Origin of the sequence: Patulibacter minatonensis DSM 18081 (genome assembly GCF_000519325.1) — a bacterium.
Classification (GTDB): domain Bacteria; phylum Actinomycetota; class Thermoleophilia; order Solirubrobacterales; family Solirubrobacteraceae; genus Patulibacter; species Patulibacter minatonensis.
In genome coordinates this window covers 3,486,615-3,509,750 of record NZ_KI912613.1, presented here as the reverse complement: position 1 = coordinate 3,509,750, position 23,136 = coordinate 3,486,615, and the positions used below count along the sequence as shown (strand labels likewise).

The following is a 23,136-nucleotide window of genomic DNA, read 5'->3' as shown; positions in this document are numbered from 1 at the left end:
ATGGCGCTACACCTGCGTGTGGAGGATGTCGTTCATGGCCTCGACGCCCTTGGTGCGCAGGGCGGAGGCCATCTGCATCGCGAGCTTCGCGCGCTCGACGTTCATGACCACGGCCTCGGGGCTCGTCGCCGTCCCGGCCGCGAGCTCCTGCGCGCCCTTCGCCGCCTCGGCCTGCGTGGTCTCGAGGCTCTTCAGCGCGTTGCTGAGCGAGCCCCCGAACCCGCCGCCGTCGGTGCCGGCGGCCGCGACGTCCGGCTGGTTCACGGGCGACACGCCGGGCACGGCGGCCTGCGGGCCGAGCACCATGCTGGGGTCGATCGGGACGATCATCGGGCGGGGTCCTGGGTCGGGGTGGTGGCGCTCATCGGAGGAGGTCCAGGCTGCGGGCGTACATCTGCTTCGCGGTCTGCATCGCGGTGACGTTCGCCTCGTAGGCGCGCGAGCTGGCGATCAGGTCGACCATCTCGGTGACGGAGTCGACCGCCGGCATCGCGACGTACCCCTCGGCGTTGGCATCGGGGTGACCGGGGTCGTAGACGAGCCGTGGCGGCGCGTCGTGCTCGACGATCCCGGCGACCTGGACGCCTTCCGCGCCCGGGCCGCCGGCGCTGCCGGATCCGCCGACCGCACCCGAGGCTGCCGCGGACAACCCACCGCGCTGCATCGCACCGGACAGCGCGTCGCCGAAGCGGTTGCCGACGTCGGCGGACTCGAGCACCACGGACTTCCGCCGGTACGGGCCGCCCTCGGCCGTGCGCGTCGTCTGCGCGTTGGCGAGGTTCTCGGCCGTCACGTCCATCTGCGTGCGGCTGGCGGTCAGCGCGGACGCGGAGACGTCGAGGGCACCGAAGAGGCCGGTCATGAGGAGAGCCCTTCCGAGACGCCGGATGCGGTGACGCGGGCGGTGTGAGCGGGCCGGGCGGCGCGGACGGGCCGGGCAGCGCAGGCAGGGCGGGCGGTGCGAACGGGTGAACCGGTCATCAGCCCTGACCCGTGATCGCGGTGACCATCGTCTCGATCCGCGCGCGGGCGACGGACACGAGGGCCTGCTGGTCGAGCGCGTTCTTCGCCAGCTCGGCGGACTCGCGGTCGAGGTCGATCCCGTTGCCGTCGGCGGCGACCGACGCGGTGTCGGTCGTCGGCGTGAAGGCCGCGTTCGAGACCGCGTCCACGTCGCCGGTGGTCATCGCGTCGCGCAGGGCCGCGTGGAAGTCGACGTCCTTCCGGCCGTAGCCGGGGGTGTTGACGTTCGCGAGGTTCCCGGCCAGCAGCTGCTGACGCATGGACGCGCCCTGGATGGCACGCTCGAGCGCGTTCTGGGTGGGGTCGATCAGGCTCACGGGCAGGGGTCCCTCGGTTCGCAGCCCATCCGTGGACCGTGCACGTCCGTCCCGTCCGTGGGACGCCCCGTTGATCGGCCGGGTCCGACCCGACTTGAGCCCGGTTGCGAAATGCGGCGGGGCGGTTGCGAAACGCGGGTGCCGCCCTGGGCGGGGGCGCGGCGGACCCGGCGTCCGTGCACGGCCGCAGCAACCGGACACTCGACCTCGCAGCGGCATCCGCGACCGGCAGCGAATCGTGCGGCCCGGCCGCACGGACCACTGCCACCACCCGCCGAACCGCGACCGGCAGCGATCCGTGCGGCCCAGCCGCACAAACCACTGCCACCACCCGTCCACCCGCGACCGGCAGCGATCCGTGCGGCCCAGCCGCACAAACCACTGCCACCACCCGCCCACCCGCGACCGGCAGCGAATCGTGCGGCCCAGCCGCACGGACCACTGCCGCTGGCGTGCCCTGGCCGCGGAACACCGTGCGACGGACGATGTGCCCGCCCATCCTTGCCCCGGAATGCCCGGCCGCCGATGGAGAGCGGCACCGAGAACGCGCGTCGGATACGCCGAAGACTCGGTGCGGTTTCGGAAGACTGCGGCGCACACGTTCCGCGCGTCGATGCGCAGGATCAGGACATGGACGACCTCCGCCTCGCTCAGCTCGCCGCGAGGCAGGGTGGAATCGTGACCGTGGCGCAGCTCGCCGCCTGCGGGTTGAGTCGTTCCGGGATCCGGTCGCGCGTGAAGAGCGGGCGGCTGTTCCGTGTCGGGTGGGGCGTCTACGCGTTGGGCCCGGTCCAGGACGCCTGGGCGATGCGGTGGGCGACCGTCCTCTCGATCCCGGCGGCAGGCGCGGCGCTGAGCCACTGGTCGGCCGCCGAGATCCATCGGATGCACGACCGGCCCACGACGCAGCAGCACGTCACGGTCCCAGGCACGACCCGGGCCGGCGGCGCAGGCATCGTCGTCCACCGCACCCGCACCATCTGCCCCGAGGACGTGGTGGTCGTGCGCGGGCTCCCGGTCACGAGTCCCGCCCGCACCGTCCTCGACATCGCGGCCCGTGCGTCGGACGACACCGTCAGGCGCATGATCCGCGAGGGCGAGTTCCAGGGGCTCCTCCCGGTCGGCGCCGTCCCGGCGGTCGTCCGGGCCCATCCGCACCATCCGGGCGTCACCAGGCTCCGGCGCGTCGATCCACAGACCGCAGAGTCGGCGCTCCTCCAGACCCCGCTGGAGGACGAACTCGATCTGCTCCTGCGCTCGCTGCCGATGCCACCGGCCGACCGCCAGATCCGGGTGGTGGGGGCTTCGGGTGCGGCGTACCGGCTGGATTTCGGTTGGCACCCGTTCGCCCTCGCAGCCGAGGCCGACAGCCGATCCGCCCACGAGCGAGCGTCAGCCCTGGAGTCCGATCGGTTCCGTGACAACGACCTCGCGGCGAAGGGATGGCTCACCATGCGCTTCGTCCGTCGACAGATCGTCGAGCGGCGCGACGTGAGCGCACGTCAGCTGATGGCGACCGCGCTCCGACGGGGCTGGGCACCGTGAGTCGCTCGAGGCAAACCGCCGCACCGACCACTGCCGATCCGATCCGATCCACTCGTGGCAGCCATCCGTGCGCGATGAGCGCACGAATCGCTGCCACGACCGCCCGCGCCGCCACCTGGCAGCGATCGGTGCGCGGTGACCGCACAGATCGCTGCCAACCCCGCCCGCACCACCGCCCGGCAGCCATCCGTGCGCGATGGGCGCACAAATCGCAGCCACCCCCGTCGCGCCGTGATCGCACCCCGAGCGGGCGTGTCGCCGGGACCGCCCGACGTACCCCATGCACCGCCGCGAGCGCGTCAGCCGTCACGGTCGCCCGGACGTTCGGCGAGCAGGATGGACCCATCGTTCGTCTACCACCCCCGCACCGGCCCGCAGGTCGGCGCACCACCAGCCGAGGAACAGGTCATGCAAGCGCCCACCGCACACCTCCATCAGGTCCTCCCGACCACCCGGGTGGAGACCGCGGAGGAGCGCCTCGTCCGAGACGTCGAGGAGCTCATCTCCACGGTCCACACCACGGATTCACCGTTCGCGATCCGCCGCGACGAGGCCCACGTGGCCGTCGACGAGCGCCGCGTCTCGAGCCTCCGCGCCCAGCCCTGCCACCGCTGCGGCCGGCACGAGGACGACGTCCGCTGGACCCTCGCCGCGGCGTACGACCAGCTCGCCGACGCCTACCGCGAGCGCGGCATCCGCGACCGCAGTGCCTGGGCCGCCGCCCGCGCGGTTCAGGAGCGCAGCGCGCTCCGCCTCGCCGCCTGATCCGACCCCGGAGGGCGGCTCCCGCCGCCCACTCCCGCACCCGAGCGCGGGCCCATCGACCGAGGGCGACGATCCGCCGACCCTGGGGCGGCCGGCCGTCGGGCGGAGCGCCACGAAGCCCTACGCGCCGCCGACGCCCGACCAGACCGCCGGGGTGCCCGCCCGCCCCCGACCCCGCCCGTCCGCCCCACCGCCGATACTGGCCGGATGCCGCGGTACGTCGTCGGGCAGCACGTCGAGCTGCTTCCGGAGATCCCGTCCCCCGAGGGCGGGACGATCCTGCCCGGCACCGAGGCCGTCGTCCGCGAGGTCGACACGACGACCCCGAACTTCCAGTACCTCGTGGTCTTCATCGACGAGGGCCATCCGAACGGCGAGCTCGTGTGGCTCGGCGAGAACGACATCGTCGAGGCCGGCTGACCCAGGGGAACCGCGGCGCGTGGGTCCGCGTCCGGACCTCGAGCTCCCCGGATCGGGCGCGACGCGGGGGCTCCACCGACCGTGTCGGTCCCGCGGCTACATGCAGAACGCCGCCTCCCCCGTCTCGGTCACCACCGCGACGACGATCGGCGCCAGGACGAGGTGCGCGAGCGGCAGGATCGCGACCGCCACGTCCGACCGACGGCCACCCGGCCACCGCGTGCGGCGGAGGTCGCACAGCGCCGTCATGGCGACGAGCCAGGCGAACGGCACCGCGACGAAGAAGACGACGCACACGAGGAACGCGCCGCCGTCGACCTCGACCACCCGGCACAGCCCGCCGCCGACGAGCGCCGAGAGGACGAGGACCACGGTCACGCCGCGACCGGCCCGGGCACCGTGGGCCCGGTGCGTCGCCCAGCCCGCCACCACGGCCGAGGCGACGAGGCACCCCGTCAGCAGCAGGAGCGGGCCGGCCGTGGCCCGATCGATCGCCGCACGGACACCGTCCTCCAGGACGACGCACCCGGCCACCGTCGACTCCCGTGGCTGGAACCGGGGAATGCCGTCGATGCCCGCGAACCCGTCGGCGAGCCACCACACGGAGCAGGCGGTCGCGACGGTGACCACCGCGGGTGGGAGGATCGACCGGAGGAAGCGCTCGAGCACGCATCGACGGTCCCAACGCACCGATGGGGCGTTGTGCGGATCCGGTGCGGATCGTGTGCGCGAGGCTCCTCAGGCCCGGTGCTCGGCGACCACGCCGACCGCAGCCTGCGCCGACGCCCCGGCGCCGTACCCGACGGCGGTCCGCCGGCCGGCCGCGCCGCGGGCGAGCTCGTCGCCCACGCGGTCGCGCGCGGCACGCAGGAGCACGCCGAGCTGGGCGTGGGCCGCGGCGGCGCGGGTCAGGGCGGGGCCCGCGTCGGGCCCGGGGACGGCGGGCAGCGCGGCGGTGGTGGCGTCCCAGTCCTCGACGAGGCGGCCGAGGAGCTCGAGGTCGCCGGTGCCGGCCGCCACGACGAGGCGCTCGCTCAGGGCGGCGACGGCGTCGTACCGGTCGGCGCCGCCGCTCATCCCGAGATCGCCGCGAACGCGCCGCGGAGCTCGGCGGCCTGGGCGATCACATGGCGCAGCTTGACCGGGTCCTGCTCCAGGCGGGCGGCGTCGAGGTGCCGGCGCCAGAAGCCGTAGATCTCGGCGAGGCGGCCGGAGATCTCCCCGCCGCGGTCGTGGTCGAGGGTGACCTGGAGCTCGGAGATGATCGCCTCGGCGCGCTGCATGCGGGCCGACGCGGTGGGACGGTCGCCGTCCTCCATCGCGGAGGCGGCCTGCCGGAGGAAGCGGCCGATGCCGTCGTACAACATGACGACGAGCCCGGCGGGCGACGCGGTGAGGACGGCGTTCTCGCGGTACGCGTCGCGAGCGTGGGGAGCGGCGTAGGTGGACACGTTCAGGAGATCGGACGGAAGCGCCGGGTCTGAAGGTCAGCTCGACTGAAGGGCCTTGATCTGTCCGTCCAGCCACGAGCTCTGGTCGTGCCACTTCGAGATCGTCGACTCGAGGCTCGCGAACTGGGCCTTCAGGGCGGTCTGGCGGGCGGTCAGGCGGACGTCGAAGTCGTCCATGCGCTTGCCGATGTCGGCGATGTCCTGGCCGGCGAGGCTGATCCTCGTCGTCAGGGTCCCGCTCGCGCCCGTGTACGACGCCAGGGTGTCGACGAGGCCCTTCACGACGCCGCCGGACGCCGTCAGGGTCGCGCGGACCGCCGCGGGATCGGCGGTGACCGCCCTGCTCAGCGCGTCCGCGTCGTAGGTCAACTTGCCCGCGACGGCGTCGGCGGAGTACGTGGCGGTGCCCGACGCCTTGCCGGTCGAGATCCCGAGGGCCTCCAGCGGCAGCGACGCCGCGCCGCCGGACATCGACACGAGCGCGCCGCGGAGCTGCGCCTGCAGGCTGACGAGCCCGGAGTCGCCGGAGAGCACGCCCTTCGACGTCGCCGAGACCGCGGTGGTGCTGCGCAGGAGGTCGACCGCGGCGTTGTACGCGTCGACGAAGTCCTTGGCGACCTTGCCGACGGCGGTCGTGTCGGCGCCCGGCGGCGAGACCGTCACGGTGGTGCCGACGGCGTCGACCCCGCGGAGCGACAGCCGCACGCCGGGGATCGCGTGCTCGACGATGTTCGTGGGCGACGTGTGGGTCTCGCCGTCGATCCGGACGGACGCGTCCTGACCGGCCTTCGTCGTCTCGTCGGAGAGCACCCCGGCGGAGGACGCGGTGAAGCCCGACGCCGCACCGGTCGCCCGGCTGGCGAACGAGAGCCGCTGCGCGCCGTCGACGGTGATCACGGACGCGACCACGTGCAGGGACGGGTCGCCGTTGATGCGGGCGACGAGGTCCGCGGGGCTGGTGCCCGCGGAGACGGAGATCGCGTCGTTCCAGCCGCTCCCGGCGACGTCGATCGTGGTGTCGGAGGTCGGTGCGGTGAACGCGTAGCTCGCCTGCGCGGAGCGGGCGAGCCGGTCGACCTGCAGCGCGTAGCCGCCGGTCGGGGCGCCGGAGACGATCGTCGCGGTCGCCGTGGCGGCGTTCCCGATGTCGACCGCCTGCTTGTTCCCGAAGATCGTGGGGTCCGAGAGCGCCTGACCGGCGGTCTGCAGCTTCTTCAGCGCGTCGGAGACCGCCTGCAGCGCGTTCTTGCTCGTCTGGAGCGTCGACTGCTGCGTCGCCATCCGCGTGCGCGGCTGGCGCTCGATCGCCATCAGGCTGTCGATCAACGCCGTGGTGTCGAGCCCCGTGGCGAGGCCCGTCAGGTTGATCGTGCCCATGGCTCAGGCCTCGCGGTCGACGTGCCCGGACGACGGGGCGGGAGCGGCGGCCCGCGCGGCGTCGCGATCGCCGGAGACGACGTCGAACAGCGCGGTCGGCGCGAGCGCCTCGGCGCGGCCGTCGGCGTCGACGAGCTCGATGCGCGGACCGGCGCCGCCGTCGGCGGTGACGCGGACGGAGCGCCCCTGGGCCTGGAGGTCCTCGAGCCGGTCCATCGCGTCCCCGATCTCGGCGAGCACGGCGTCCGGGACGGTCGCGGAGACCCCGTCGAAGCTGGCGGCCTCGACCGTCCGCTGCGGTGCGACGTCGGCGGCCGGCGGCCGCTGCCGCCGGTGCTCCGCGAGGGCGGACAGCGGGGTGATGCGCGAGGCGCGGTCGATGGAGTTCGTGGAGTCGCTCATGGGGGTCTCGCTCGGCGATCGGCGGCGGGGATCAGGACGCGGACGTCGGCTGCGGTGCTCTGATGATCGGCGCCTCCCCCGGATTCTTGACACCTGTGAAGTTTCGCGAGCGGATCGCGGAGCCTGCGCGCTCCTCAAGGACCGCCGGGCGTGGCCGATCACCACGCCCATGGACCGTGGTCTCTACGTCGCCGCCGCCGGGATGCGGGCCGAGCAGGTCCGCCAGGACCAGCTGGCCGGCGACCTCGCCAACGCCGCAACCCCCGGCTACAAGCGGGATCGCAGCATCCAGACGTCGTTCGGCGACCTGCTGCTGTCGAACACCCGTACCGGAGCGGTCGTCGGCCGCGCGGGCCTCGGGCCGTACGTTTCGGCCACGGTGACGGACATCCGTCCATCGGCGGCCAGGGACACGGGCGAGCCGCTCGACTTCGCGATCGAGGGCGACGGGTTCTTCGCCGTCCGCACCCCCGAGGGGACGCGGTACGCGCGCAGCGGCCAGTTCGGGGCGTCCCCGCGCGGCACGCTCGTCGACGCGCAGGGGCACGACGTGCTCGGCCCCGGCGGGCAGCCCGTCCGGGTGGCGGCCGACGGCACCGTGGCACCGGACGCGCTGGGCGTGACGATGCTGACCGACCCGGTGAAGCGCGGCGAGGGACTCTTCGACGGGACGCCCGCCGGGACCGCCGGCGCGGGTGCGGTGAAGCAGGGCGCGCTCGAGGGCTCGGGCGTCGACCCGACCCGCGCGATGGTCGACATGATCGCGTCGCTCCGTGCCTTCGAGGCGGGCCAGAAGTCGATCACGACGATCGACGAGACCCTCGGTCGCGCGGCGTCGCAGGTCGGCAACGCCAACGGCTCGTAGGGCGCTGGCGGACCCACCCGCCGGGAGATCGTGCGGGCAGCGCGGCCCGCACGGGGTCCGCGAGGCCACCCATCAGGGAATCGACCGGGATCCGCGCATTCCCGGACCGGACCCGCGCGCCCGGGCGACCCGGTCCACCGACCGTCCGCCGCACCTCAAGCCCCGCCCGCGGCGGCCGATCACGGGAGCGCCGCCGGTCCGCGTGCGGCATCCCCGGAAGGACCTCCCGATGCTCCAAGGCCTCTACGCAGCAGCCGCCGGCATGTCGGCCCAGCAGACCCGCATGGACGCGGTCTCGAACGACCTGGCGAACGTCGACACGACGGGCTACAAGCACTCGCGGCTCGCGTTCCGGGACCTCCTCTACGTCCGCGACGGCGCCGAGGGCGTCCAGGTCGGCTCTGGATCCGCCGCCGCCGACCTCGGGCGCAGCTCGGCACCGGGGGCGTTCCAGGAGACCGGGCGCGCGCTCGACGTCGCGCTCACCGGCCCGGGCTACCTGCAGGTCATGAGCGGCGGGCAGCCCGCGCTCAGCCGCGCCGGCGCGCTCCAGGTCGACGCCCGCGGCCGGCTCTGCACCCCGTCGGGCGCCCTGGTCGACGGCGTGAAGCCGGTCCCGGCGGGCACGAGCGCGGACGAGCTCCGCATCGCCCAGGACGGGACGGTCACCACGCCCCAGGGCACCGCGCTCGGCCGGATCCGCATCGTGGACGTCCCCGCCCCCGACGGCCTCCGGTCGATCGGCGACTCCCTCTTCGCGACGACCGCCGGCAGCGGGACGGCGACCGCGGTGCGCACGACGGGTGCGAACGCGACCACGCTCCGCCAGGGCGTCCTGGAGGGCTCGAACGTCGACACCTCCGACGCGATGGTCGACCTCATCGAGTCCCAGCGCGCGTTCTCGATGGCCAGCCGCGCCGTCCAGACCCAGGACCAGATGATGGAGATCGCCAACGGGGTCAAGCGATGAGCGTCGTCCCCGTCTCCGGCGCCCTCCCGGCGGCCCTCGCCACGCCGACCGCCACCCCCGCCGCCGAGCGCGCCGCGAAGCAGTTCGAGCGCGTCCTGCTCGAGCAGCTGACGAAGCAGCTCTCCGCCACCGCCGCCCCGGAGGACGACGCGGGCTCCGCGGCGACCTCCGCCTACCGGGACATGCTCCCCGGGACGATGGCCGACGCCCTCGCCGCCGCGGGCGGCATCGGCATCGCCGCCCAGCTGACCGCCGCGACGTCCGGAACGACCGACGCGAGCGCCGCGGCGACGCCGACGTCGTCCGCACCCGCGGCCTCCCCCGCCCCGACGTCCACCCCCCAGACCGGGACCCGCTCGTGACCACGCCCGCCCCGCCCCTCGCCCGCGAGCTCGTGTCGCACCTCGTGCTGCACCTCGACGAGCAGCTCCGCTCCGTCGTCCGGCTGCGCGCCGCCGTCGAGGAGCTCGGCGTCGCGATCCGCGCCCGCGACGTCGCGGCGGTGCTCCGCCACACCGGCACGCTCGAGGCCGAGTCGACGTTCCGCACGACGCTCGAGGAGCGCCGCACCGCGCTGCTGCAGCGCGGTGCGGCGATGCTCGGCGTCGAGCCGTGGGAGGTCTCGGTCACCGGGCTCTGCTCGCTGGTCGACCCGCAGCAGGCCCTGCTCGCCCGCGAGCGCAGCGACGAGCTCCTGGCCGCCATGGAGGAGGTCGCCCGCGAGCACCGCACCAACCGCACGCTGATGCAGCAGGAGCTGTCGTTCCTCGACCACCTGATGCACCTGGGCGGCGTGCCGGCCGAGCCGACGTACGAGCCGCCCGGCGAGGGGCGCCGCGTCGTCGGGTCGTCCGCGCCCGGCTCCGCCGCGAACGTGGCCCTGCACCGCCACGGCCTCGACCTGCGCGCCTGATGCCGATCTCGTCCTTCCACGGCGTCGAGACCGCGTTGCGGGGCCTCCTCGCCCAGCAGCGCGCGATCGACGTCACCGGCCACAACATCGCCAACCAGTCCACGCCCGGCTACTCGCGCCAGCGCGTCGACACGACGGCGTCCACGTCGCTGACGATCCAGACCGCGGCCGGCCAGGCGCAGCTCGGGTCCGGCGTGAGCGTCACCGGGATCCAGCGGATCCGGGACGGCTTCTCCGACGTGCAGTTCCGCGCGCAGAGCACGAAGCTCGGCGAGGCGAGCACGAAGGCCTCGCTGCTCGGCCAGGCGGAGCTCGCGTTCGCGGAGCCGGGCGACACCGGCCTCTCCGCGCAGCTGAACCGCTTCTGGAGCGCCTGGTCCGACGTCGCGAACTCCCCCACGTCGAGCTCGGCCCGGCAGGTGCTGCTCGACACGGCGAAGGCGACGGCGACGACGTTCTCGGCGCTCGACGACCAGCTCGCGACGGTCCAGTCGCAGGCGCAGGCCGAGCTGACCGCGCGCACCGCGGCGGGCGGTCCGATCGACCTCGCCGCGCGGGAGCTCGCGCAGCTGAACGGCGCGATCGGGCAGGCGACGGCGCGGGGCGAAACCCCGAACGACCTGCTCGACCGCCGCGACGTCCTCCTCGACTCCCTGTCCTCCTACGCGCAGGTCCGGGTCGAGCCGACGCTCGACGGGAACGGCGACCCGGTCCCCGGGATGATCGACGTGTCGCTCGGCAGCGACCCGACGCCGATCGTCTCCGGCGCGCAGTCGCGCCAGCCGTGGACGCTCGCGTTCCCGGCCGGCGACCCGGGGTCCGGCTCGCTCGGCGCCCTGGCGTCGGTGGCCTCGAGCACCGGGCCGGTCGCGGCGTACCGCACGTCGATCGCGCAGGTGGCGAGCGAGCTGGCCACCGCGGTCAACGGCGTCCACCAGGCCGCGGGCGGCGCCGCGATCTTCACCGTCCCGACGGGGGCGATCGTCTCCGGCACGCCCCGACCGCCGATCGCCGTGGCGGCCGCGGTCGACCCGGTCCAGGGCGGCGCGCTGTCGGCGTTCGTCGCCGGCGCGACGGGCACCAACGACGTCGCCACCGCGATCGCGGCGCTGCGGGGCGGCGTCGCCGACCAGCACTACACCGCCCTCGTCGGCCAGGTCGGCTCGGAGGTCGCGCAGTCGATCACCGCCGAGAAGACCGCGTCGTCGCTCGCCACGGCGCTGCAGGACCGCCGCGAGTCGGTGTCCGGCGTCGCGATCGACGAGGAGATGGCGAACCTCGTCCGCTTCCAGCGCGGCTACCAGGCGGCCGCCCGCACGCTCTCGGTGATGGACGAGATGCTCGACCAGCTCATCAACCGCACCGGGCGGGTCGGCCTGTGAGCCCCCGCCGCCCCATCGACCACGAGGGACTCCGCCCGTGAGCTTCCGCATCACCAGCGGCATGATGAGCCGCACCGTCCTCCGGGACCTCCAGGCCGGACAGCTCCGGCTCGCCGCGACGTACGAGCAGATGACGTCGGGGAAGCAGATCACCCGGCCGTCCGACGACCCGTACGGCACGACGCGGGCGATGCACCTCCGGACCGAGCTCTCGCAGATCGCGCAGTCCAAGCGCAACGTCTCCGACGCGCAGGGCTGGCAGCAGGCGTCCGACTCCGCGCTCCAGGGCATCAGCGACGCCGTGCAGCGCGCGCGGGTCCTCCTCGTCGGCGCCGGCAACGACGCCGGCGGCCAGTCGGCGCGGGACGCCGCCGCGTCGGAGATCGACCAGCTGATCAAGACCGTGAAGGGCGCGGCGAACGCGACCTACGCCGGCGTCCCCGTCTTCGCGGGCGCGTCGACGGCCCGACCGTACGACCCGGACGGCACCGACGCGTTCTCCGGCGACTCCGGCTCCGTCCTGCGCACGATCGGCACCGGGGTCCACGTGACCGTCAACGCGGACCTCGCCGGCCGCGTGCTCGGCCAGGCCGGCGGCGACGGCAAGATGCTCGACGCCCTGCGCACGATCGTGCAGCACCTGCGCGGCGGGACCGCCGCGGACGCCGACGCGCTCCGGACGACCGACCTGAAGGGCCTCGACACCCAGCTCGACGCGCTGTCCGGCCTGCGGGCCGAGGTCGGCGCGACCGGGACCCGGCTGATCTCGGCGAGCGACCGGCTGGTCGAGGTCGAGGAGGCCGCGACCGCCCAGCGCTCCGGCGTCGAGGAGGCCGACGCGGCCTCTACGATGATCGCGTACGCCACGCAGCAGGCGACCTACCAGGCGGCCCTGAAGGCCGGCGCGGGCATCGTCCAGGCCTCGCTCATGGACTTCCTGCGCTGAGCGGCGCGCCACCCCGACCCACCACCTCCATGGCCACCCACCTCAAGAGCACTCGCTTCGGCGACCTCGACGTCACCGACGACGAGACCCTCGAGTTCCCCGACGGCCTCGTCGGGCTGCCCGGCGTCCGCTGGGCGCTCCTGCGCCGCGACGGCGACGACGCCCCCTTCGCGTGGCTGCAGTCGATCGACGACCCGTCGATCGCCCTCCCGGTCACGCGGCCGGAGACGTTCTTCCCGGGCTTCGACGTCGTCCTCGACGACGGCGACGTCCCCGCCGGACTCGGCGATCCGGAGCAGGTCGACGTGTGGGTCGTCGTCCGCGCGATCGGGAACGTCGAGGACTTCACCGCGAACCTCCGCGCGCCCCTGCTGCTCGCGAACGGCACGGGCCACCAGGTCATCAACCGCGCCGACGAGGCCCCGCTCCGCGCCCCGTTGGTGGCCGCCTGATGCTGATCGTCAGCCGCCGCGAGGGCGAGAAGCTGATGATCGGCGACGACGTCGAGATCACCGTCGTCGAGGTCGCCGGCGGCGCCGTGAAGATCGGCATCGAGGCCCCGCGCTCCGTCCCGGTCTACCGCGAGGAGCTGTGGGCCGCGGTCCGCGACGAGAACCGCGCGGCCGCCGGGGCGCCCGCCACGCTGCCGCAGGTGCCCAAGCGCGCGTGACGCCGCTGCGGCGCCGGTGCGGCGCCGCACCCCGGCGCGGACGCCCTACGCCGTGCCGACGGCCTTCTCGGCCTCGGCCAGCGTCGGGTAGTCCGTGTAGCCCTCCGGACCGCTGGCGTAGAAGAGGTTGGAGATCGTCTCGTTCTGCGGGGCGTCCTGCGACCAGCGCTCGTAGAGGTCCGGGTTGGCGATGAACGCCCGCCCGACGACGGACGCGTCGGCGTGGCCGTCGGCGACGAAGGAGATCGCCTCGGCGCGCTCGGTGTGCTTCGCGAACCCGGTGTTCAGGAGCAGCGGCGCGCCGTAGGCGGTGCGCAGCTCGGCCGTCAGCGGGTGCTCGGGCTGCGCGAGGAGGTGGACGTACGCGAGGTCCAGCGGGGCGATCGTCGTGGCCAGCGCGCGGTAGGTGTCGCCGCCGTCCTCCTCGGCCATCTCGTGGGCCGGCGCCAGCGGCGACAGCCGGATCCCGGTCCGCTCCGCGCCGATCCGGTCGGTGACCGCGCCGACGATCTCGGCGACGAAGCGGGCCCGGTTCTCGGCGCTGCCACCGTAGGCGTCGTCGCGGTGGTTCGTGGTGTCGGAGAGGAACTGCTGCAGCAGGTAGCCGTTGGCGCTGTGGATCTCGACGCCGTCGAAGCCGGCGTCGATCGCGCGCTGGGCCGCGTCGGCGAAGTCCCGGACGACGCCGGGGATCTCCTCGAGCGTCAGGGGCCGCGGCGCGGGGATGGCGGCCTTCGCCTCCGTCGGCGTGAAGATCGTCAACGCGTCGAGGGCGACGTCGGACGCCGAGACGAGGTCCTGCCCCGACGTGTCCGGGTGGCCGACGCGGCCACCGTGCCAGAGCTGCGCGACGATCCGGCCGCCCTTCGCGTGGACGGCGTCGGTGACGAGGCGCCAGCCGTCGCGGTGCGCATCGGTCGCGATGCCCGGGGTGCGCGGGTAGGGCTTGCCCTGCTGCGTCACCCAGGTGGCCTCGGAGACGATCAGCGCCGCGGACCCGGCGCGCTGGCCGTAGTACTCGGCCATCAGCGCGTTCGGCGTGCCGTCCTCGTCCGCGCGGTTGCGGGTGAGCGGCGCCATCACGAGGCGATGGGGCAGGTCGAGCGCCCCGAGCTTCAGGGGCTGCCGGAGGACGTCGAAGTCGTCGGTCATGACGCCCGACGATGCCACACGGACGGTTGAACGCCGGTCGCACCGGGCGACGGGCGGTCGCGGCGGCCCCGCCCCGTACGATCCCGGGAATGCGGGACGACCTGGGAGCGACGTTGGCGCGGCGGCTGCGCGAGGGGGACCTCGCCGCCGCCCCGGCCGTCCTGAACCTCGTCGAGACGCGGACGCCCGCCGCGACCGCGCAGACCACCGAGCTGCTCCGGCTGCTCTCCCCCGCCGAGCTCGGCCACGAGCCCACGGGCCACGTCGTCGGCGTCACCGGGCCGCCCGGCGCCGGCAAGTCGACCCTCCTCTCCGAGCTCGTGCGCAGCCTCCGGGCGCTCGACCGCACGGTCGCGGTCCTCGCCGTCGACCCGTCGTCGCGACGCACCGGCGGCTCGCTGCTGGGCGACCGCGCACGGATCCTCGTCGACCCGAAGGACCCGGCGGTGTTCATCCGCTCGACCGCCGCGGCGGACCGCCTCGGCGGCCTGGCGTGGGCGACCCGCTCCGCCGCGCAGGCGCTGGCCGTCGCGTTCGACGTCGTGATCGTCGAGACCGTCGGCGTCGGGCAGTCCGAGACCGACGTCGCGGACGTGGCGGACACCGTCGTCGTGATCGTCCAGCCCGGGTCCGGCGACGTCCTGCAGTTCCTGAAGAGCGGGATCATGGAGATCCCGGACGTCCTCGTGATCACGAAGGCGGACCTCGGACGGATCGCCCAGCGCGCGCGGGCCGACGTCCGCTCGGCGCTCCGGTCCATGGGCGACCGCACGACGAAGGTCGTCGCGGTCAGCTCCGTCGCCCCGGCCCAGGGCTTCGACGAGTTGATCGGCACCCTCGACGAACACCGCGCGTCGATGGACGTCGCGACCGCCCGCCGCGACGCCCGCAGGCGCACCGCGATCGACGACTTCCGGCTCGAGCACGGCGAGCGGGCGCTCCGCGGGCTGGGCGGCCGCCCTGCCGCGCGACGCGTCCTGGCGGAGACCGGCGATGATCTGGCGGTGCCGATCCTCATGCAGGAGCTCGAGCGGGCCGCGGGGCTCGCCGACGCAGGTCCCACGGACGCCCCCGCTCCGTCGACGACGGGTGCCGGCCGATGAGCGACGCGACGACGGACGGCCCGGACGGCGGGGCGGCCGGCGAGACCGCGGCGCCCGGTGGCTCCGCGGCGAAGCCCGCGCAGGGCGGCGTCCGTCGGCTGACCGACGCGGATGCGAAGGGCCGCAGCCTCCTGGGGCGCCGCGCGGCGCCCCGGAGCGCGGACGGCGACGAGGCCGAGCTCCCGGAGAGCCGCCCGCTGTGGCAGAACGGCGCGATCGTCGTCGGCGCCTTCGCCGGCTCGACCGTGGTCGCGGAGATCGCGGGCGCGACGAACCTCGGCACGGCCCTGAGCTTCGGGCAGATCGGCTTCGCGATCGCGCTCGTCTTCGTGCTCGTCAAGCGCTGACCGGCGCCGGGCCGTCGACGACGGGTCCGGTCCCGGGCGGCAGGCCGGAACCGTGTCCGCCGGGGCGGAGGGCCGACGGACCGCGCCGCCGCCAGGTCGGGCGGCCCCCGACGCTCGCGTCAGCCCACCGGTGCGTCCGGCGGCAGCGGTCGCTGCGACTCCAGCCACGCGCCCGCCGCCACGAGCACGGCCCCGAGGACGGCCAGCAGCACCGGCCAGCCGGCCGGGGTGCGGTCCAGGACGCTGCCCGAGTCGCCGAACCCGACCGCCGCCTGGAGGGCCGCCGATCCCGCCGACCGGACGTCGTCGTCGCCCGGCGAGTCCGCCACCGACGACGCGACGGCGGCGACCATCATCGCGAGCATCGGGGTGACGCCGGCCGCGGCGACCGCGATCGTCGACGACGCCCGGCGGGCCGTCGAGGCCGCGAGCACGGTCACGCCGAGCAGCGCGACCACGGCGAGCCCGACGGCCAGCACCGCTCCGCCGCCGTCGAGGGTCGCCCCGTCCCCGTCGCCCGCGAAGCCGAGGGAGACGGTCGCCAGCGACCCGTACAGCAGCGCTCCGACGGTGGCTCCGACCGCGAACGCCTGCGCACCCACCACGCGTGGTGCCGGGCAGACCAGGGCGTAGCCCGCGGCGGCGACGATCGCCAGGACCGCGGGACCGAACGTCAGCCCCACGACGAGGATCCCGCTGACGTCCTCGGCGGCGTCGCCGACCCCGAACGCGAGGGCCTGGAGACAGCTGACCAGCAGGAGCCCCAGGGCCGCCAGGACGGGCGGCGCGAGGTGGCGGCGCGCGACCGCCAGCCCGAGGGCGAGCTCGAGGAGCGGGAGCACGACCGCGAGCCCGGGGCTCGACAGGAGCGAGTCGTCGTCGACGCCGCGGAGCTGCCCCAGCGGGTGCAGCAGGTGCAGCCCGACGAGGACGGCGACGGTCGCGACGACGCCGGCGACCCCGTCGGTGCGCAACGCGATCGCGGCGACGAGGCCGAGCCCCACGAGGGTCCCGAGCGCGACGTTGAGGACCCCGCTCCGGAATCCGGAGTCGAGGGACCCGTCCGAGAAGACGCTGAACGCCGGGACGCCGAAGGCCCCGACGACGGCGACCAGGAGCACCACCAGCGCGACCGCGACCGCCGCCGGGGCGGCCGGCCGCGGCACGATCCGCGTCGCGACCTCCACGCCCGCGGCCGCGGCGAGCGCGAGCGCGGCGAGCACCACGGGCACGAGCAGCACCCCGATCTCGCCGGCCGCGCCGTCGAGCGGGTGGACGAGGAGCAGCACCCCGGCGGGCAGCGCGCCGAGGACGGGGTCGCGGCGCCGGGCGGCCGTGACGAGCAGCACCGCCGCGATCGCCGCGGAGAGCACCAGCAGGCCGGCGACGGCGCCGTCGCGCGTCGGGACGAGGAACTGCGGACCGACCGTCCCGCCCAGCGCGAGCTGGACCAGGCCCGTCGCCTCACCCGTCAGGAGCGCGAGCACGAGTCCCGCGGCGACCCCCGCCGCCCGCGACACCGCCCCGGGCGGCCCGGCCACGGCGACGACCGCCCCGCCGAGCGCGAGCAGGACGGAGACCACGGCCCGGGCGTCGGGGCCGAGCCCGAGCGCCCCGCCGCCGGTCAGCGCCAGCACCGCGAGCGCCACCCCGACGCCCCCGACCGCCACGCCGACCGTCGCAGGACGCAGCGTCCGCGCCAGCGCGACCCCGGCCCCGACGAGGAGCGCGCCGAAGCCGACCCCGGCCCACGCGTCGAGCGTCGGGCTGAAGAGCGCGAAGAAGGCGAACGGCCCGCCGGCGAGCGCGGCGAGCCCGAGCTGCGGGTTCTCCCCCTCGAAGGACGTCCGCGAGTCCAGGCGGGCGCCGTCCAGCGCGACCCCGAGCGCCGCCGCGGCGAGCACCGCGCCCCCGACCACCAGCGCGAGCCCGATCGCGCGGGCGACCGCGGGACGGATCCGGGCCCCGAGCGTCGTCGTCTCGAGCGCGCGGATCCGCAGGCCGAGCACGACGAGCGCCGCGCCGACCGCGAGCCGGGCGCCCCAGGGCAGCAGCCCGACGGCGATCAGCACCGCGGCCGCGAGCGGCACCGCCCCCGCGGCCGTCAGGAGCGCCCCTGGCCGGGCCTCCCCCAGGCGCTCATCGGGACTCGGGACCTGCCACGCGCGGGACATCGGCAGAGCGTACGGCGGCTCGCGGCGGAGGTGGTGACGATCCGGCGGGCCCGTACGGTTCCTCGGCGGCGCCCCGCCACGCTCACGGTCCGACGCGACCGCGGCCATCCGTCAGACCGACGGTTCGGGATCCCGGGCGCGCCCGTCACGCCGATGCGCCGGCGTCCCGGTGCTCCGCCGGTCCCGGCCCCCGCGACCCGTGCCACCGCGCCGCCACGAGGACCAGCACCGCGATCACGGCGAGCCCGGCCGGCAGCAGCCCGCCGGCGTCCTGCACGGACGACCCGGCCGTGCGGAACCCGAGGAGCACGTCCTCGGGCGACGGGGAACCGCCGTCCTCCGCGGACCGGCGCGCTCCGACGTCGACCCCCGCGGCGAGCATCCCCGCCAGCACGGCCAGCAGGACCGCGACACCCGCGGCGGGCCCGGACGCCCGCCGGACGGTCGACGCCGCGAGCAGGCCCGTCCCGGTGAGGACGACGCACACGAGCACCGCCGCGATCGCCGGCTGGGCGCCGGTGAGGGCCGCGCCGACCCGGACGCCCTCGTCGTTCGTGATGCCGTCGGCCAGGATCCCCGCCCCGCTCGAGACGGAGAGCGCGAGCGCGACGCCGAACGCGGTCGCCGCCGCCTGCGCGGCACGCGTGACGCTCGTCGACCCGAAGAGCGCGACCCCGGCGGTGACGAGCAACAGGACGGCGGCCGGTCCGAGCACCACGAGGACGGACGTGAGCGCCCCCGGCGGACCCGTCCCGTCGCCGTGGAGCACGAGGTCCCCCAGATGCCCCAGCACGTCGGCGAGGACCAGCGCCCCACCCGCCAGCACCAGCGGTGTCCGGCGGAGCGCGACGAGCATCGCTGCGCTCGCGAGCTCGAGCAGCAGCGCGCCCGCCTGGTACCCGCGTCCGCCGGAGAACGGGTCGCGGATCTCCTGCTCGAGCGTCCATGCGGGATGGAGGAAGTAGAGCCCCAGGATCGTCATCAGCGCGAGCGCCGCGGTGTGGCTCGCGGGCCACCTCCGGATCACCGAGGTGGCGGTGAGCGCCAGCAGCCCGAGCACCGCCACGGCCACGGACGACGCCGACACGAGCCGCGGGACGTCCACCTCGTCCAGGTCGCCGAACGCCACGAGGGCGGCTCCCTCGGTCACGAGTCCCCGCGCCGCGGCGACGCCGATCAGGAGGGTCGCCGCGAGCACGACGAGGGCGGTCGACGGCGTGAGGCGCCCGACCAGGGGTCCGCGCCCCCGGGACGTGACGACCATCGCGGCGGCGACGAGCACCGGCACGAGCAGGGCCCCGGCACCTGCCGGCACGCCGCGGATGGGCGGCGAGTCGAGCAGCAGGCCGACCGGGAGCACCCCGAGGAGCGCGTCCCGGCGGTGGACGGCGAGTGCCGACAGCGTGGCGGCCGTCGCGGAGACGACCAGCACCGTCAGGCCGCGGACCACGCCCGAAGGGTCAGACGAGCGCGCGTCGTTCGTCAGCGCTCCGGCGACCGTGCCGACGAGCGACGTGCCGTCCCCCACGACGAGCACGGCGAGGAGGCCCGCTCCGAACCCGGCCGCTCGTGTCCAGGTGCTCTGGCCTCGGCCCCTGACGACGACGGCCGTCGTCGCCGCGGCGACCGCGAGCAGCAGCAGCACGCGGACGTCCGTGCCGATCCCCAGTGCCCCGGGACCGGTTCCCGCGAACAGCAGGAGTGCTCCTCCGGCGCCGGCGGTGGCGGACGTGATCGCTCCCGGCGGTCCGGCGGATCGCCCGCCCGGCGCGCGGGCGTCGGCGCGCAGCGCCCACGCCCCGCCGACGAGCAGCGTCAGCCCCAGCACCGGTCGCAGCAGCCCCCCGTACGGTCCGCCGAAGACGCCGGCGTAGCTCGACAGGTCGGCCCCCGCCACCGGCTTCAGGCTCCCGCCGTCGACCCCGAGCGCCACGGCCGCCGCGACGACGGCGAGCCCGCCCACCACGGTCCCGGACCCGAGGGCCTGCAGGCGCGCAGCGCGCCCGGGACCACCCGCGAACGCCGCACCGGCGAGCCGCCGGGCGTCCAGGCCGAGCACGACGAGCGCCAGTCCGAGCGGAACCCGCGCGCCCCACGGCAGGAGCCCGGCGGCCACCGCCACACCGGCCACGAGCGGGACGAGCGCCACGGCGAGCGCCAGGTCCGCCCGGGCGTCGTCGTCGCTCCGGACGTCGCCGTCCGGCCCTGGCCACACGCGGGACATGCGCGGAGCCTACGGCGGCGTGCGGCGTCCGCGGAGGAGCGGCCCGCCGGCGCGTGGCGCCGGGCCGCTCAGGGTTCCCTCATCGGGCACCGGTACGCTCCCAGCCGTGCTGACCCCGTCTTTGGCCGAGATCTCGGCTCCGCTCGCCCTCCTGCCGGAATGGCTGAGCCCGGAGCACATCTTCATCGAGTACGGCCTGATCGCGATCCTGATCATCATCTTCGCGGAGACGGGCCTCCTGATCGGCTTCTTCCTCCCCGGTGACACGCTGCTCCTGAGCGCCGGCATCCTCTCGTACACGCAGCCGGACTCCGATCCGCTCTGGATGTTCCTCGTGTTCGTGCCGATAGCGGCCGTGGTCGGCAACCTCGTCGGGTACGAGATCGGGCACAAAGCGGGGCCCGCGCTGTTCACGAAGGAGGACTCGAAGTTCTTCCGCAAGGACCACATCGACCGCTCCCGCGTCTTCTTCGAGAAGTACGGCACGATCACGGTGTTCCTGGCCCGCTTCGTCCCGGTCGTCCGCACGTTCACGGCCGTCGTCGCCGGTGCGGTCGGCATGGACCGTCGCGTCTTCTTCATCTGGTCGGTCCTCGGTGCCATCGCCTGGTGCACGGGCCTGATCCTCATCGGTCACCTGGCCGCCTACGCGCTGCCGAAGAGCACCGTCGACTTCATCCAGGGCCACATCGACCTGCTGATCATCGGCGTCGTGGTGCTGACGATCGTCGGCATCGTCTTCGAGCAGCGCCGGCACAGCCGCCCGAAGGCCGCGAAGGCCACGGACGGTCCCGACGCCCCGGGCGCGCAGCCCCCCGCCGACGTCGAGTGACGCCCCTACGGCCGACCCGCACGCCCGACGCGGGACCCGCCCCGGCGGGTGCCCGATGACGGCCGACGACGACCCGCTCCGCCTGCGCGTCGTGGTCGACGCACCGGTCGACCGCGTCTGGGCGTTCCTCACCGAGCGTGCGCTGATCGACCGCTGGTTCGGCTGGGAACACGACAGCCTCGACGGCGAGATCGACATGATCTTCGTCGACGGCGTCGCCCGGTCGCGGGAGAAGCTGCGGTTCGAGACCAACGGCGGCGGCCTGTTCCACGTCCGCGAGGAGCCCGTCGGGACCGTCGTCGAGCTGCGCCGTCCCGCCGCCGACACGGACGCGTCCTTCGACGACATCGACGAGGGCTGGACGACGTTCGTGCAGCAGCTCCGCCTCGGGGCCGAGCGCCACCCCGACGCGTCACGGCGCGCGATCGAGCTCCAGGGGCGGCTGCCGGACGCCGGCGCGCCCGCGACCTGGGACGCCCTCGGGCTGACCGCCGCCGCCGGGCTTCAGGTCGGCGCCCGGTACGCGGCCACCACGCCGTTCGGCGAGGAGCTCGCCGGCGAGGTCTGGTTCCGCTCCCCGCACCAGCTCGGCCTGACGGTCGACGCCTGGGGCGATGGCCTGCTCGTGGCCGTGCAGCGCCCCGCGGACGACGACCGGCCGTTCGGCGCCGGTCAGCTCGTGCTGACGTCCTACGGGCTCGACGAGCTCGACTTCGCGGAGTGGTTCCAGCGCTGGACCCGCTGGGCCCGCGAGACCTGGGCGCGCTGAGGGCTGCCCCCGGTCCGCCGTCCGGCGGTGGACGGCGGCGGCGCCGCGGCCCATACTGCGGCGCATGCGACGACGCGCCGGACGGGCCGCCACCATCGTGCTGGGGGTCTCGGCGCTCGCGTTCGCGGGATGCGGGTCCTCCGACGACGACCCTGCCACCACGACCGGTGCGGGCACCTCCACCGCCGCGGTCACCTCGACCGGCGCACCGACGGCGACCACCGCGTCCACCGCCGCGGTCCCGGCGACCACGACGGCGGCCGGCACCGACGCCGGGGACGGCCGGCGGGTCACCAGCGACGCGTTCCAGGCGTCCGTCCCGGCGGAGTGGGTCGACAGCACCGCGGAGGCCCGCAAGCGGATCGACGCCGCGACGCTCGCGAACGTCACGTTCTCGGCCTACGCCGAGAAGGACACCTCGCCCCCGCGCGCGAACGTGTCGTTCCGCGACGGCGAGGTCGGGAGCAACGAGCGGGGCCTCGACGCCCGCGACGTCGCCGAGGCCACGCGGAAGCAGTTCGAGACCCAGCCCTCCTACGACGTCCGGCCGGGCCTCACGAAGGCGACCGTCGACGGCGAGGACGGCTGGATCTTCCAGGCCAGCGCCGACACGCCGAAGGCCGGCGGCGGCACCCTGCGCGCGACGATCCGCCAGCTCGTCGTGATCCACGCCGGGCGCTACGTGCAGGTGACCCTGACGACGGGCGCGGGCGGCGCCGACGACGGCGACCGCCTGATGCAGGACGTCGTCGACTCGTGGAGCTGGAGCTCCTGACCCGCCCCGCCGGTCAGGAGCCGTCGTCGGCCCCCGCCGCCGCGGCCCGCCCGCGCCGACGGGCCACCCACATCTCGACGGCGATCGGCAGCACCGAGACGGCGACGATGAGGATCAGGATGCCCTCGATGTTGTCGTTGATGAAGTCGACGCCCCCGAGCGCGTAGCCCAGGGCGGTCACGCCGGCGCCCCAGACGATGCCGCCCAGGACGTTCCAGCGCACGAAGTCCGCGTAGTTCCAGCCCGACGCGCCGGCGACCAGCGGGGCGGCGGTGCGGACGATCGGCACGAACCGCGCGAGGAAGATGGTCCGGCCGCCGTACCTCGTGAAGAACTCCTGGGCCCGCGACAGGTACTCCTGCTTGAAGAACCGCGAGTCGGGGCGGTTGAACAGCGCCGGCCCCGCCTTCCGGCCGATCAGGAATCCGACCTGGTCGCCCGCGATCGCCGCGAGCGAGATCGTCACGCAGAGCAGCCAGATCGGCTGGTCGATGAGGAAGATCGGACTGCCGCTGTTGGCCATCACCCCGGTCGTGAAGAGCAGCGAGTCCCCCGGGAGGAAGAACGCGAGGAGGCCGCACTCGGCGAACACGACGACGAGGACGGCGAGGAAGCCGAACTCCCGCACGATGTGCTCGGGATCGAGCCACTGCGGCATCAGCGCGAGGGGCGGGAGGGCGGCCGACAGGGTCGCGATCACCGCGGGGACCCTAG

Annotated in this window: 28 protein-coding genes; 16 read left to right on the top strand and 12 right to left on the bottom strand. The window is 75.1% G+C overall.

Going from position 1 to position 23,136, the window contains the following annotated elements; genetic code table 11:
• Positions 1 to 6 precede the first annotated feature (6 nt).
• The 3 genes from fliE to flgB all read right to left on the bottom strand — a co-directional run bounded on the left by fliE (position 7) and on the right by flgB (position 1,340).
• Positions 7 to 330, bottom strand: a complete 324-nt coding sequence (fliE, locus tag PATMI_RS0116225; protein ID WP_026911651.1) for a flagellar hook-basal body complex protein FliE — start codon at positions 328 to 330, stop codon at positions 7 to 9.
• A 31-nt stretch (positions 331 to 361) separates the two neighbouring features.
• The gene (flgC, locus tag PATMI_RS0116220) at positions 362 to 862 is read right to left on the bottom strand and encodes a flagellar basal body rod protein FlgC (RefSeq protein ID WP_026911650.1); all 501 of its coding nucleotides are present in this window, start codon (positions 860 to 862) and stop codon (positions 362 to 364) included.
• Positions 863 to 980: 118 nt separating this feature from the next.
• A complete protein-coding gene (flgB, locus tag PATMI_RS37575; RefSeq protein ID WP_026911649.1) occupies positions 981 to 1,340 on the bottom strand; it encodes a flagellar basal body rod protein FlgB in 360 nt (119 codons plus the stop codon).
• 630 nt (positions 1,341 to 1,970) lie between these two features.
• On the opposite strand from flgB, the gene PATMI_RS37570 reads away from it, so the two are divergent.
• The 3 genes from PATMI_RS37570 to PATMI_RS0116200 all read left to right on the top strand — a co-directional run bounded on the left by PATMI_RS37570 (position 1,971) and on the right by PATMI_RS0116200 (position 4,070).
• Positions 1,971 to 2,885 carry a type IV toxin-antitoxin system AbiEi family antitoxin domain-containing protein gene (locus tag PATMI_RS37570; RefSeq protein WP_026911648.1) on the top strand — a complete coding sequence of 305 codons (915 nt, stop codon included), beginning with the start codon at positions 1,971 to 1,973 and terminating at the stop codon, positions 2,883 to 2,885.
• Between the two features lie 408 nt (positions 2,886 to 3,293).
• Positions 3,294 to 3,650 (top strand): hypothetical protein, encoded by a 357-nt coding sequence (locus PATMI_RS0116205; protein WP_157260805.1) that lies wholly within the window; start codon positions 3,294 to 3,296, stop codon positions 3,648 to 3,650.
• Positions 3,651 to 3,857: 207 nt separating this feature from the next.
• Complete coding sequence (locus tag PATMI_RS0116200) at positions 3,858 to 4,070, top strand: hypothetical protein (RefSeq protein WP_026911646.1); 213 nt, start codon at positions 3,858 to 3,860, stop codon at positions 4,068 to 4,070.
• A gap of 96 nt (positions 4,071 to 4,166) precedes the next feature.
• On the opposite strand, the gene PATMI_RS0116195 is transcribed toward PATMI_RS0116200, so the two are convergent.
• From PATMI_RS0116195 to PATMI_RS37565, 5 genes are all read right to left on the bottom strand, one after another.
• Positions 4,167 to 4,739 carry a hypothetical protein gene (locus PATMI_RS0116195; protein WP_026911645.1) on the bottom strand — a complete coding sequence of 191 codons (573 nt, stop codon included), beginning with the start codon at positions 4,737 to 4,739 and terminating at the stop codon, positions 4,167 to 4,169.
• A gap of 69 nt (positions 4,740 to 4,808) precedes the next feature.
• Positions 4,809 to 5,147 (bottom strand): hypothetical protein, encoded by a 339-nt coding sequence (locus tag PATMI_RS0116190; protein ID WP_026911644.1) that lies wholly within the window; start codon positions 5,145 to 5,147, stop codon positions 4,809 to 4,811.
• The gene (gene fliS, locus PATMI_RS30770) at positions 5,144 to 5,521 is read right to left on the bottom strand and encodes a flagellar export chaperone FliS (RefSeq protein WP_051471816.1); all 378 of its coding nucleotides are present in this window, start codon (positions 5,519 to 5,521) and stop codon (positions 5,144 to 5,146) included. Before fliS ends, PATMI_RS0116190 begins: the two co-directional genes overlap by 4 nt.
• A 36-nt stretch (positions 5,522 to 5,557) precedes the next feature.
• Positions 5,558 to 6,898: a flagellar filament capping protein FliD gene (gene fliD, locus PATMI_RS0116180; protein WP_026911643.1), complete on the bottom strand. Its 1,341-nt coding sequence runs from the start codon at positions 6,896 to 6,898 to the stop codon at positions 5,558 to 5,560.
• A gap of 3 nt (positions 6,899 to 6,901) precedes the next feature.
• Positions 6,902 to 7,300, bottom strand: a complete 399-nt coding sequence (locus PATMI_RS37565) for a hypothetical protein (protein WP_026911642.1) — start codon at positions 7,298 to 7,300, stop codon at positions 6,902 to 6,904.
• Positions 7,301 to 7,469: 169 nt separating this feature from the next.
• Between PATMI_RS37565 and PATMI_RS37560 the strand changes: the two genes are divergently transcribed.
• The 8 genes from PATMI_RS37560 to csrA all read left to right on the top strand — a co-directional run bounded on the left by PATMI_RS37560 (position 7,470) and on the right by csrA (position 13,046).
• Positions 7,470 to 8,165, top strand: a complete 696-nt coding sequence (locus tag PATMI_RS37560; RefSeq protein ID WP_026911641.1) for a flagellar hook-basal body protein — start codon at positions 7,470 to 7,472, stop codon at positions 8,163 to 8,165.
• A 229-nt stretch (positions 8,166 to 8,394) separates the two neighbouring features.
• Positions 8,395 to 9,135, top strand: a complete 741-nt coding sequence (locus PATMI_RS0116165; protein WP_026911640.1) for a flagellar hook-basal body protein — start codon at positions 8,395 to 8,397, stop codon at positions 9,133 to 9,135.
• Complete coding sequence (locus tag PATMI_RS34795) at positions 9,132 to 9,497, top strand: rod-binding protein (RefSeq protein ID WP_051471812.1); 366 nt, start codon at positions 9,132 to 9,134, stop codon at positions 9,495 to 9,497. Before PATMI_RS0116165 ends, PATMI_RS34795 begins: the two co-directional genes overlap by 4 nt.
• Positions 9,494 to 10,048, top strand: a complete 555-nt coding sequence (locus PATMI_RS0116155; protein WP_026911639.1) for a hypothetical protein — start codon at positions 9,494 to 9,496, stop codon at positions 10,046 to 10,048. Before PATMI_RS34795 ends, PATMI_RS0116155 begins: the two co-directional genes overlap by 4 nt.
• A complete protein-coding gene (gene flgK, locus PATMI_RS0116150) occupies positions 10,048 to 11,430 on the top strand; it encodes a flagellar hook-associated protein FlgK (protein WP_026911638.1) in 1,383 nt (460 codons plus the stop codon). Before PATMI_RS0116155 ends, flgK begins: the two co-directional genes overlap by 1 nt.
• 37 nt (positions 11,431 to 11,467) lie before the next feature.
• Complete coding sequence (flgL, locus tag PATMI_RS0116145; RefSeq protein WP_026911637.1) at positions 11,468 to 12,376, top strand: flagellar hook-associated protein FlgL; 909 nt, start codon at positions 11,468 to 11,470, stop codon at positions 12,374 to 12,376.
• 29 nt (positions 12,377 to 12,405) lie between these two features.
• Positions 12,406 to 12,828 (top strand): flagellar assembly protein FliW, encoded by a 423-nt coding sequence (fliW, locus tag PATMI_RS0116140; protein WP_026911636.1) that lies wholly within the window; start codon positions 12,406 to 12,408, stop codon positions 12,826 to 12,828.
• Positions 12,828 to 13,046, top strand: coding sequence for a carbon storage regulator CsrA (csrA, locus tag PATMI_RS0116135; RefSeq protein ID WP_026911635.1), 219 nt, complete (start codon positions 12,828 to 12,830; stop codon positions 13,044 to 13,046). The genes fliW and csrA overlap by 1 nt, the downstream gene beginning before the upstream one ends.
• 45 nt (positions 13,047 to 13,091) lie before the next feature.
• On the opposite strand, the gene PATMI_RS0116130 is transcribed toward csrA, so the two are convergent.
• On the bottom strand, positions 13,092 to 14,198 hold the full coding sequence (locus tag PATMI_RS0116130) for an alkene reductase (RefSeq protein WP_026911634.1): 1,107 nt from the start codon (positions 14,196 to 14,198) through the stop codon (positions 13,092 to 13,094).
• Between the two features lie 89 nt (positions 14,199 to 14,287).
• On the opposite strand from PATMI_RS0116130, the gene PATMI_RS0116125 reads away from it, so the two are divergent.
• Both PATMI_RS0116125 and PATMI_RS0116120 read left to right on the top strand, forming a co-directional pair.
• Complete coding sequence (locus tag PATMI_RS0116125; protein ID WP_026911633.1) at positions 14,288 to 15,301, top strand: ArgK/MeaB family GTPase; 1,014 nt, start codon at positions 14,288 to 14,290, stop codon at positions 15,299 to 15,301.
• The gene (locus tag PATMI_RS0116120) at positions 15,298 to 15,648 is read left to right on the top strand and encodes a hypothetical protein (protein ID WP_026911632.1); all 351 of its coding nucleotides are present in this window, start codon (positions 15,298 to 15,300) and stop codon (positions 15,646 to 15,648) included. The genes PATMI_RS0116125 and PATMI_RS0116120 overlap by 4 nt, the downstream gene beginning before the upstream one ends.
• Positions 15,649 to 15,767: 119 nt before the next feature.
• Here the strand turns inward: PATMI_RS0116120 and PATMI_RS0116115 are convergent, their stop codons facing one another.
• Entirely contained in the window at positions 15,768 to 17,822 is a 2,055-nt protein-coding gene (locus PATMI_RS0116115) for a hypothetical protein (RefSeq protein WP_026911631.1), read from the bottom strand.
• Positions 17,823 to 17,967: 145 nt separating this feature from the next.
• Positions 17,968 to 20,046, bottom strand: a complete 2,079-nt coding sequence (locus PATMI_RS0116110; protein ID WP_026911630.1) for a hypothetical protein — start codon at positions 20,044 to 20,046, stop codon at positions 17,968 to 17,970.
• A 106-nt stretch (positions 20,047 to 20,152) separates the two neighbouring features.
• Here PATMI_RS0116110 and PATMI_RS30760 point away from each other — a divergent pair, with 106 nt between their 5' ends.
• The 3 genes from PATMI_RS30760 to PATMI_RS0116095 all read left to right on the top strand — a co-directional run bounded on the left by PATMI_RS30760 (position 20,153) and on the right by PATMI_RS0116095 (position 22,422).
• A complete protein-coding gene (locus PATMI_RS30760; RefSeq protein WP_169738381.1) occupies positions 20,153 to 20,878 on the top strand; it encodes a DedA family protein in 726 nt (241 codons plus the stop codon).
• Positions 20,879 to 20,933: 55 nt separating this feature from the next.
• Positions 20,934 to 21,647, top strand: a complete 714-nt coding sequence (locus tag PATMI_RS0116100; protein WP_036725996.1) for an SRPBCC family protein — start codon at positions 20,934 to 20,936, stop codon at positions 21,645 to 21,647.
• A 64-nt stretch (positions 21,648 to 21,711) separates the two neighbouring features.
• Complete coding sequence (locus PATMI_RS0116095; protein ID WP_026911628.1) at positions 21,712 to 22,422, top strand: hypothetical protein; 711 nt, start codon at positions 21,712 to 21,714, stop codon at positions 22,420 to 22,422.
• Between the two features lie 13 nt (positions 22,423 to 22,435).
• On the opposite strand, the gene PATMI_RS0116090 is transcribed toward PATMI_RS0116095, so the two are convergent.
• The gene (locus PATMI_RS0116090; protein WP_036725993.1) at positions 22,436 to 23,122 is read right to left on the bottom strand and encodes a DedA family protein; all 687 of its coding nucleotides are present in this window, start codon (positions 23,120 to 23,122) and stop codon (positions 22,436 to 22,438) included.
• Between the last annotated feature and the right edge of the window lie 14 nt (positions 23,123 to 23,136).

What these genes read in the sequence shown, in the direction of transcription:
- PATMI_RS0116110 (WP_026911630.1), bottom strand. Translation starts at nt 20,046, where the DNA reads ATGTCCCGCGTGTGGCCAGGGCCGGACGGCGACGTCCGGAGCGACGAC.
- PATMI_RS37570 (WP_026911648.1), top strand. Translation starts at nt 1,971, where the DNA reads ATGGACGACCTCCGCCTCGCTCAGCTCGCCGCGAGGCAGGGTGGAATC.
- PATMI_RS0116200 (WP_026911646.1), top strand. Translation starts at nt 3,858, where the DNA reads ATGCCGCGGTACGTCGTCGGGCAGCACGTCGAGCTGCTTCCGGAGATC.
- PATMI_RS0116190 (WP_026911644.1), bottom strand. Translation starts at nt 5,147, where the DNA reads ATGAGCGGCGGCGCCGACCGGTACGACGCCGTCGCCGCCCTGAGCGAG.
- PATMI_RS0116115 (WP_026911631.1), bottom strand. Translation starts at nt 17,822, where the DNA reads ATGTCCCGCGCGTGGCAGGTCCCGAGTCCCGATGAGCGCCTGGGGGAG.
- PATMI_RS37565 (WP_026911642.1), bottom strand. Translation starts at nt 7,300, where the DNA reads ATGAGCGACTCCACGAACTCCATCGACCGCGCCTCGCGCATCACCCCG.
- fliD (WP_026911643.1), bottom strand. Translation starts at nt 6,898, where the DNA reads ATGGGCACGATCAACCTGACGGGCCTCGCCACGGGGCTCGACACCACG.
- flgK (WP_026911638.1), top strand. Translation starts at nt 10,048, where the DNA reads ATGCCGATCTCGTCCTTCCACGGCGTCGAGACCGCGTTGCGGGGCCTC.
- PATMI_RS37560 (WP_026911641.1), top strand. Translation starts at nt 7,470, where the DNA reads ATGGACCGTGGTCTCTACGTCGCCGCCGCCGGGATGCGGGCCGAGCAG.
- PATMI_RS0116095 (WP_026911628.1), top strand. Translation starts at nt 21,712, where the DNA reads ATGCGACGACGCGCCGGACGGGCCGCCACCATCGTGCTGGGGGTCTCG.
- PATMI_RS34795 (WP_051471812.1), top strand. Translation starts at nt 9,132, where the DNA reads ATGAGCGTCGTCCCCGTCTCCGGCGCCCTCCCGGCGGCCCTCGCCACG.
- PATMI_RS0116125 (WP_026911633.1), top strand. Translation starts at nt 14,288, where the DNA reads ATGCGGGACGACCTGGGAGCGACGTTGGCGCGGCGGCTGCGCGAGGGG.
- PATMI_RS0116205 (WP_157260805.1), top strand. Translation starts at nt 3,294, where the DNA reads ATGCAAGCGCCCACCGCACACCTCCATCAGGTCCTCCCGACCACCCGG.
- fliE (WP_026911651.1), bottom strand. Translation starts at nt 330, where the DNA reads ATGATCGTCCCGATCGACCCCAGCATGGTGCTCGGCCCGCAGGCCGCC.
- PATMI_RS0116130 (WP_026911634.1), bottom strand. Translation starts at nt 14,198, where the DNA reads ATGACCGACGACTTCGACGTCCTCCGGCAGCCCCTGAAGCTCGGGGCG.
- flgC (WP_026911650.1), bottom strand. Translation starts at nt 862, where the DNA reads ATGACCGGCCTCTTCGGTGCCCTCGACGTCTCCGCGTCCGCGCTGACC.
- PATMI_RS0116165 (WP_026911640.1), top strand. Translation starts at nt 8,395, where the DNA reads ATGCTCCAAGGCCTCTACGCAGCAGCCGCCGGCATGTCGGCCCAGCAG.
- csrA (WP_026911635.1), top strand. Translation starts at nt 12,828, where the DNA reads ATGCTGATCGTCAGCCGCCGCGAGGGCGAGAAGCTGATGATCGGCGAC.
- fliW (WP_026911636.1), top strand. Translation starts at nt 12,406, where the DNA reads ATGGCCACCCACCTCAAGAGCACTCGCTTCGGCGACCTCGACGTCACC.
- PATMI_RS0116120 (WP_026911632.1), top strand. Translation starts at nt 15,298, where the DNA reads ATGAGCGACGCGACGACGGACGGCCCGGACGGCGGGGCGGCCGGCGAG.
- PATMI_RS0116100 (WP_036725996.1), top strand. Translation starts at nt 20,934, where the DNA reads ATGACGGCCGACGACGACCCGCTCCGCCTGCGCGTCGTGGTCGACGCA.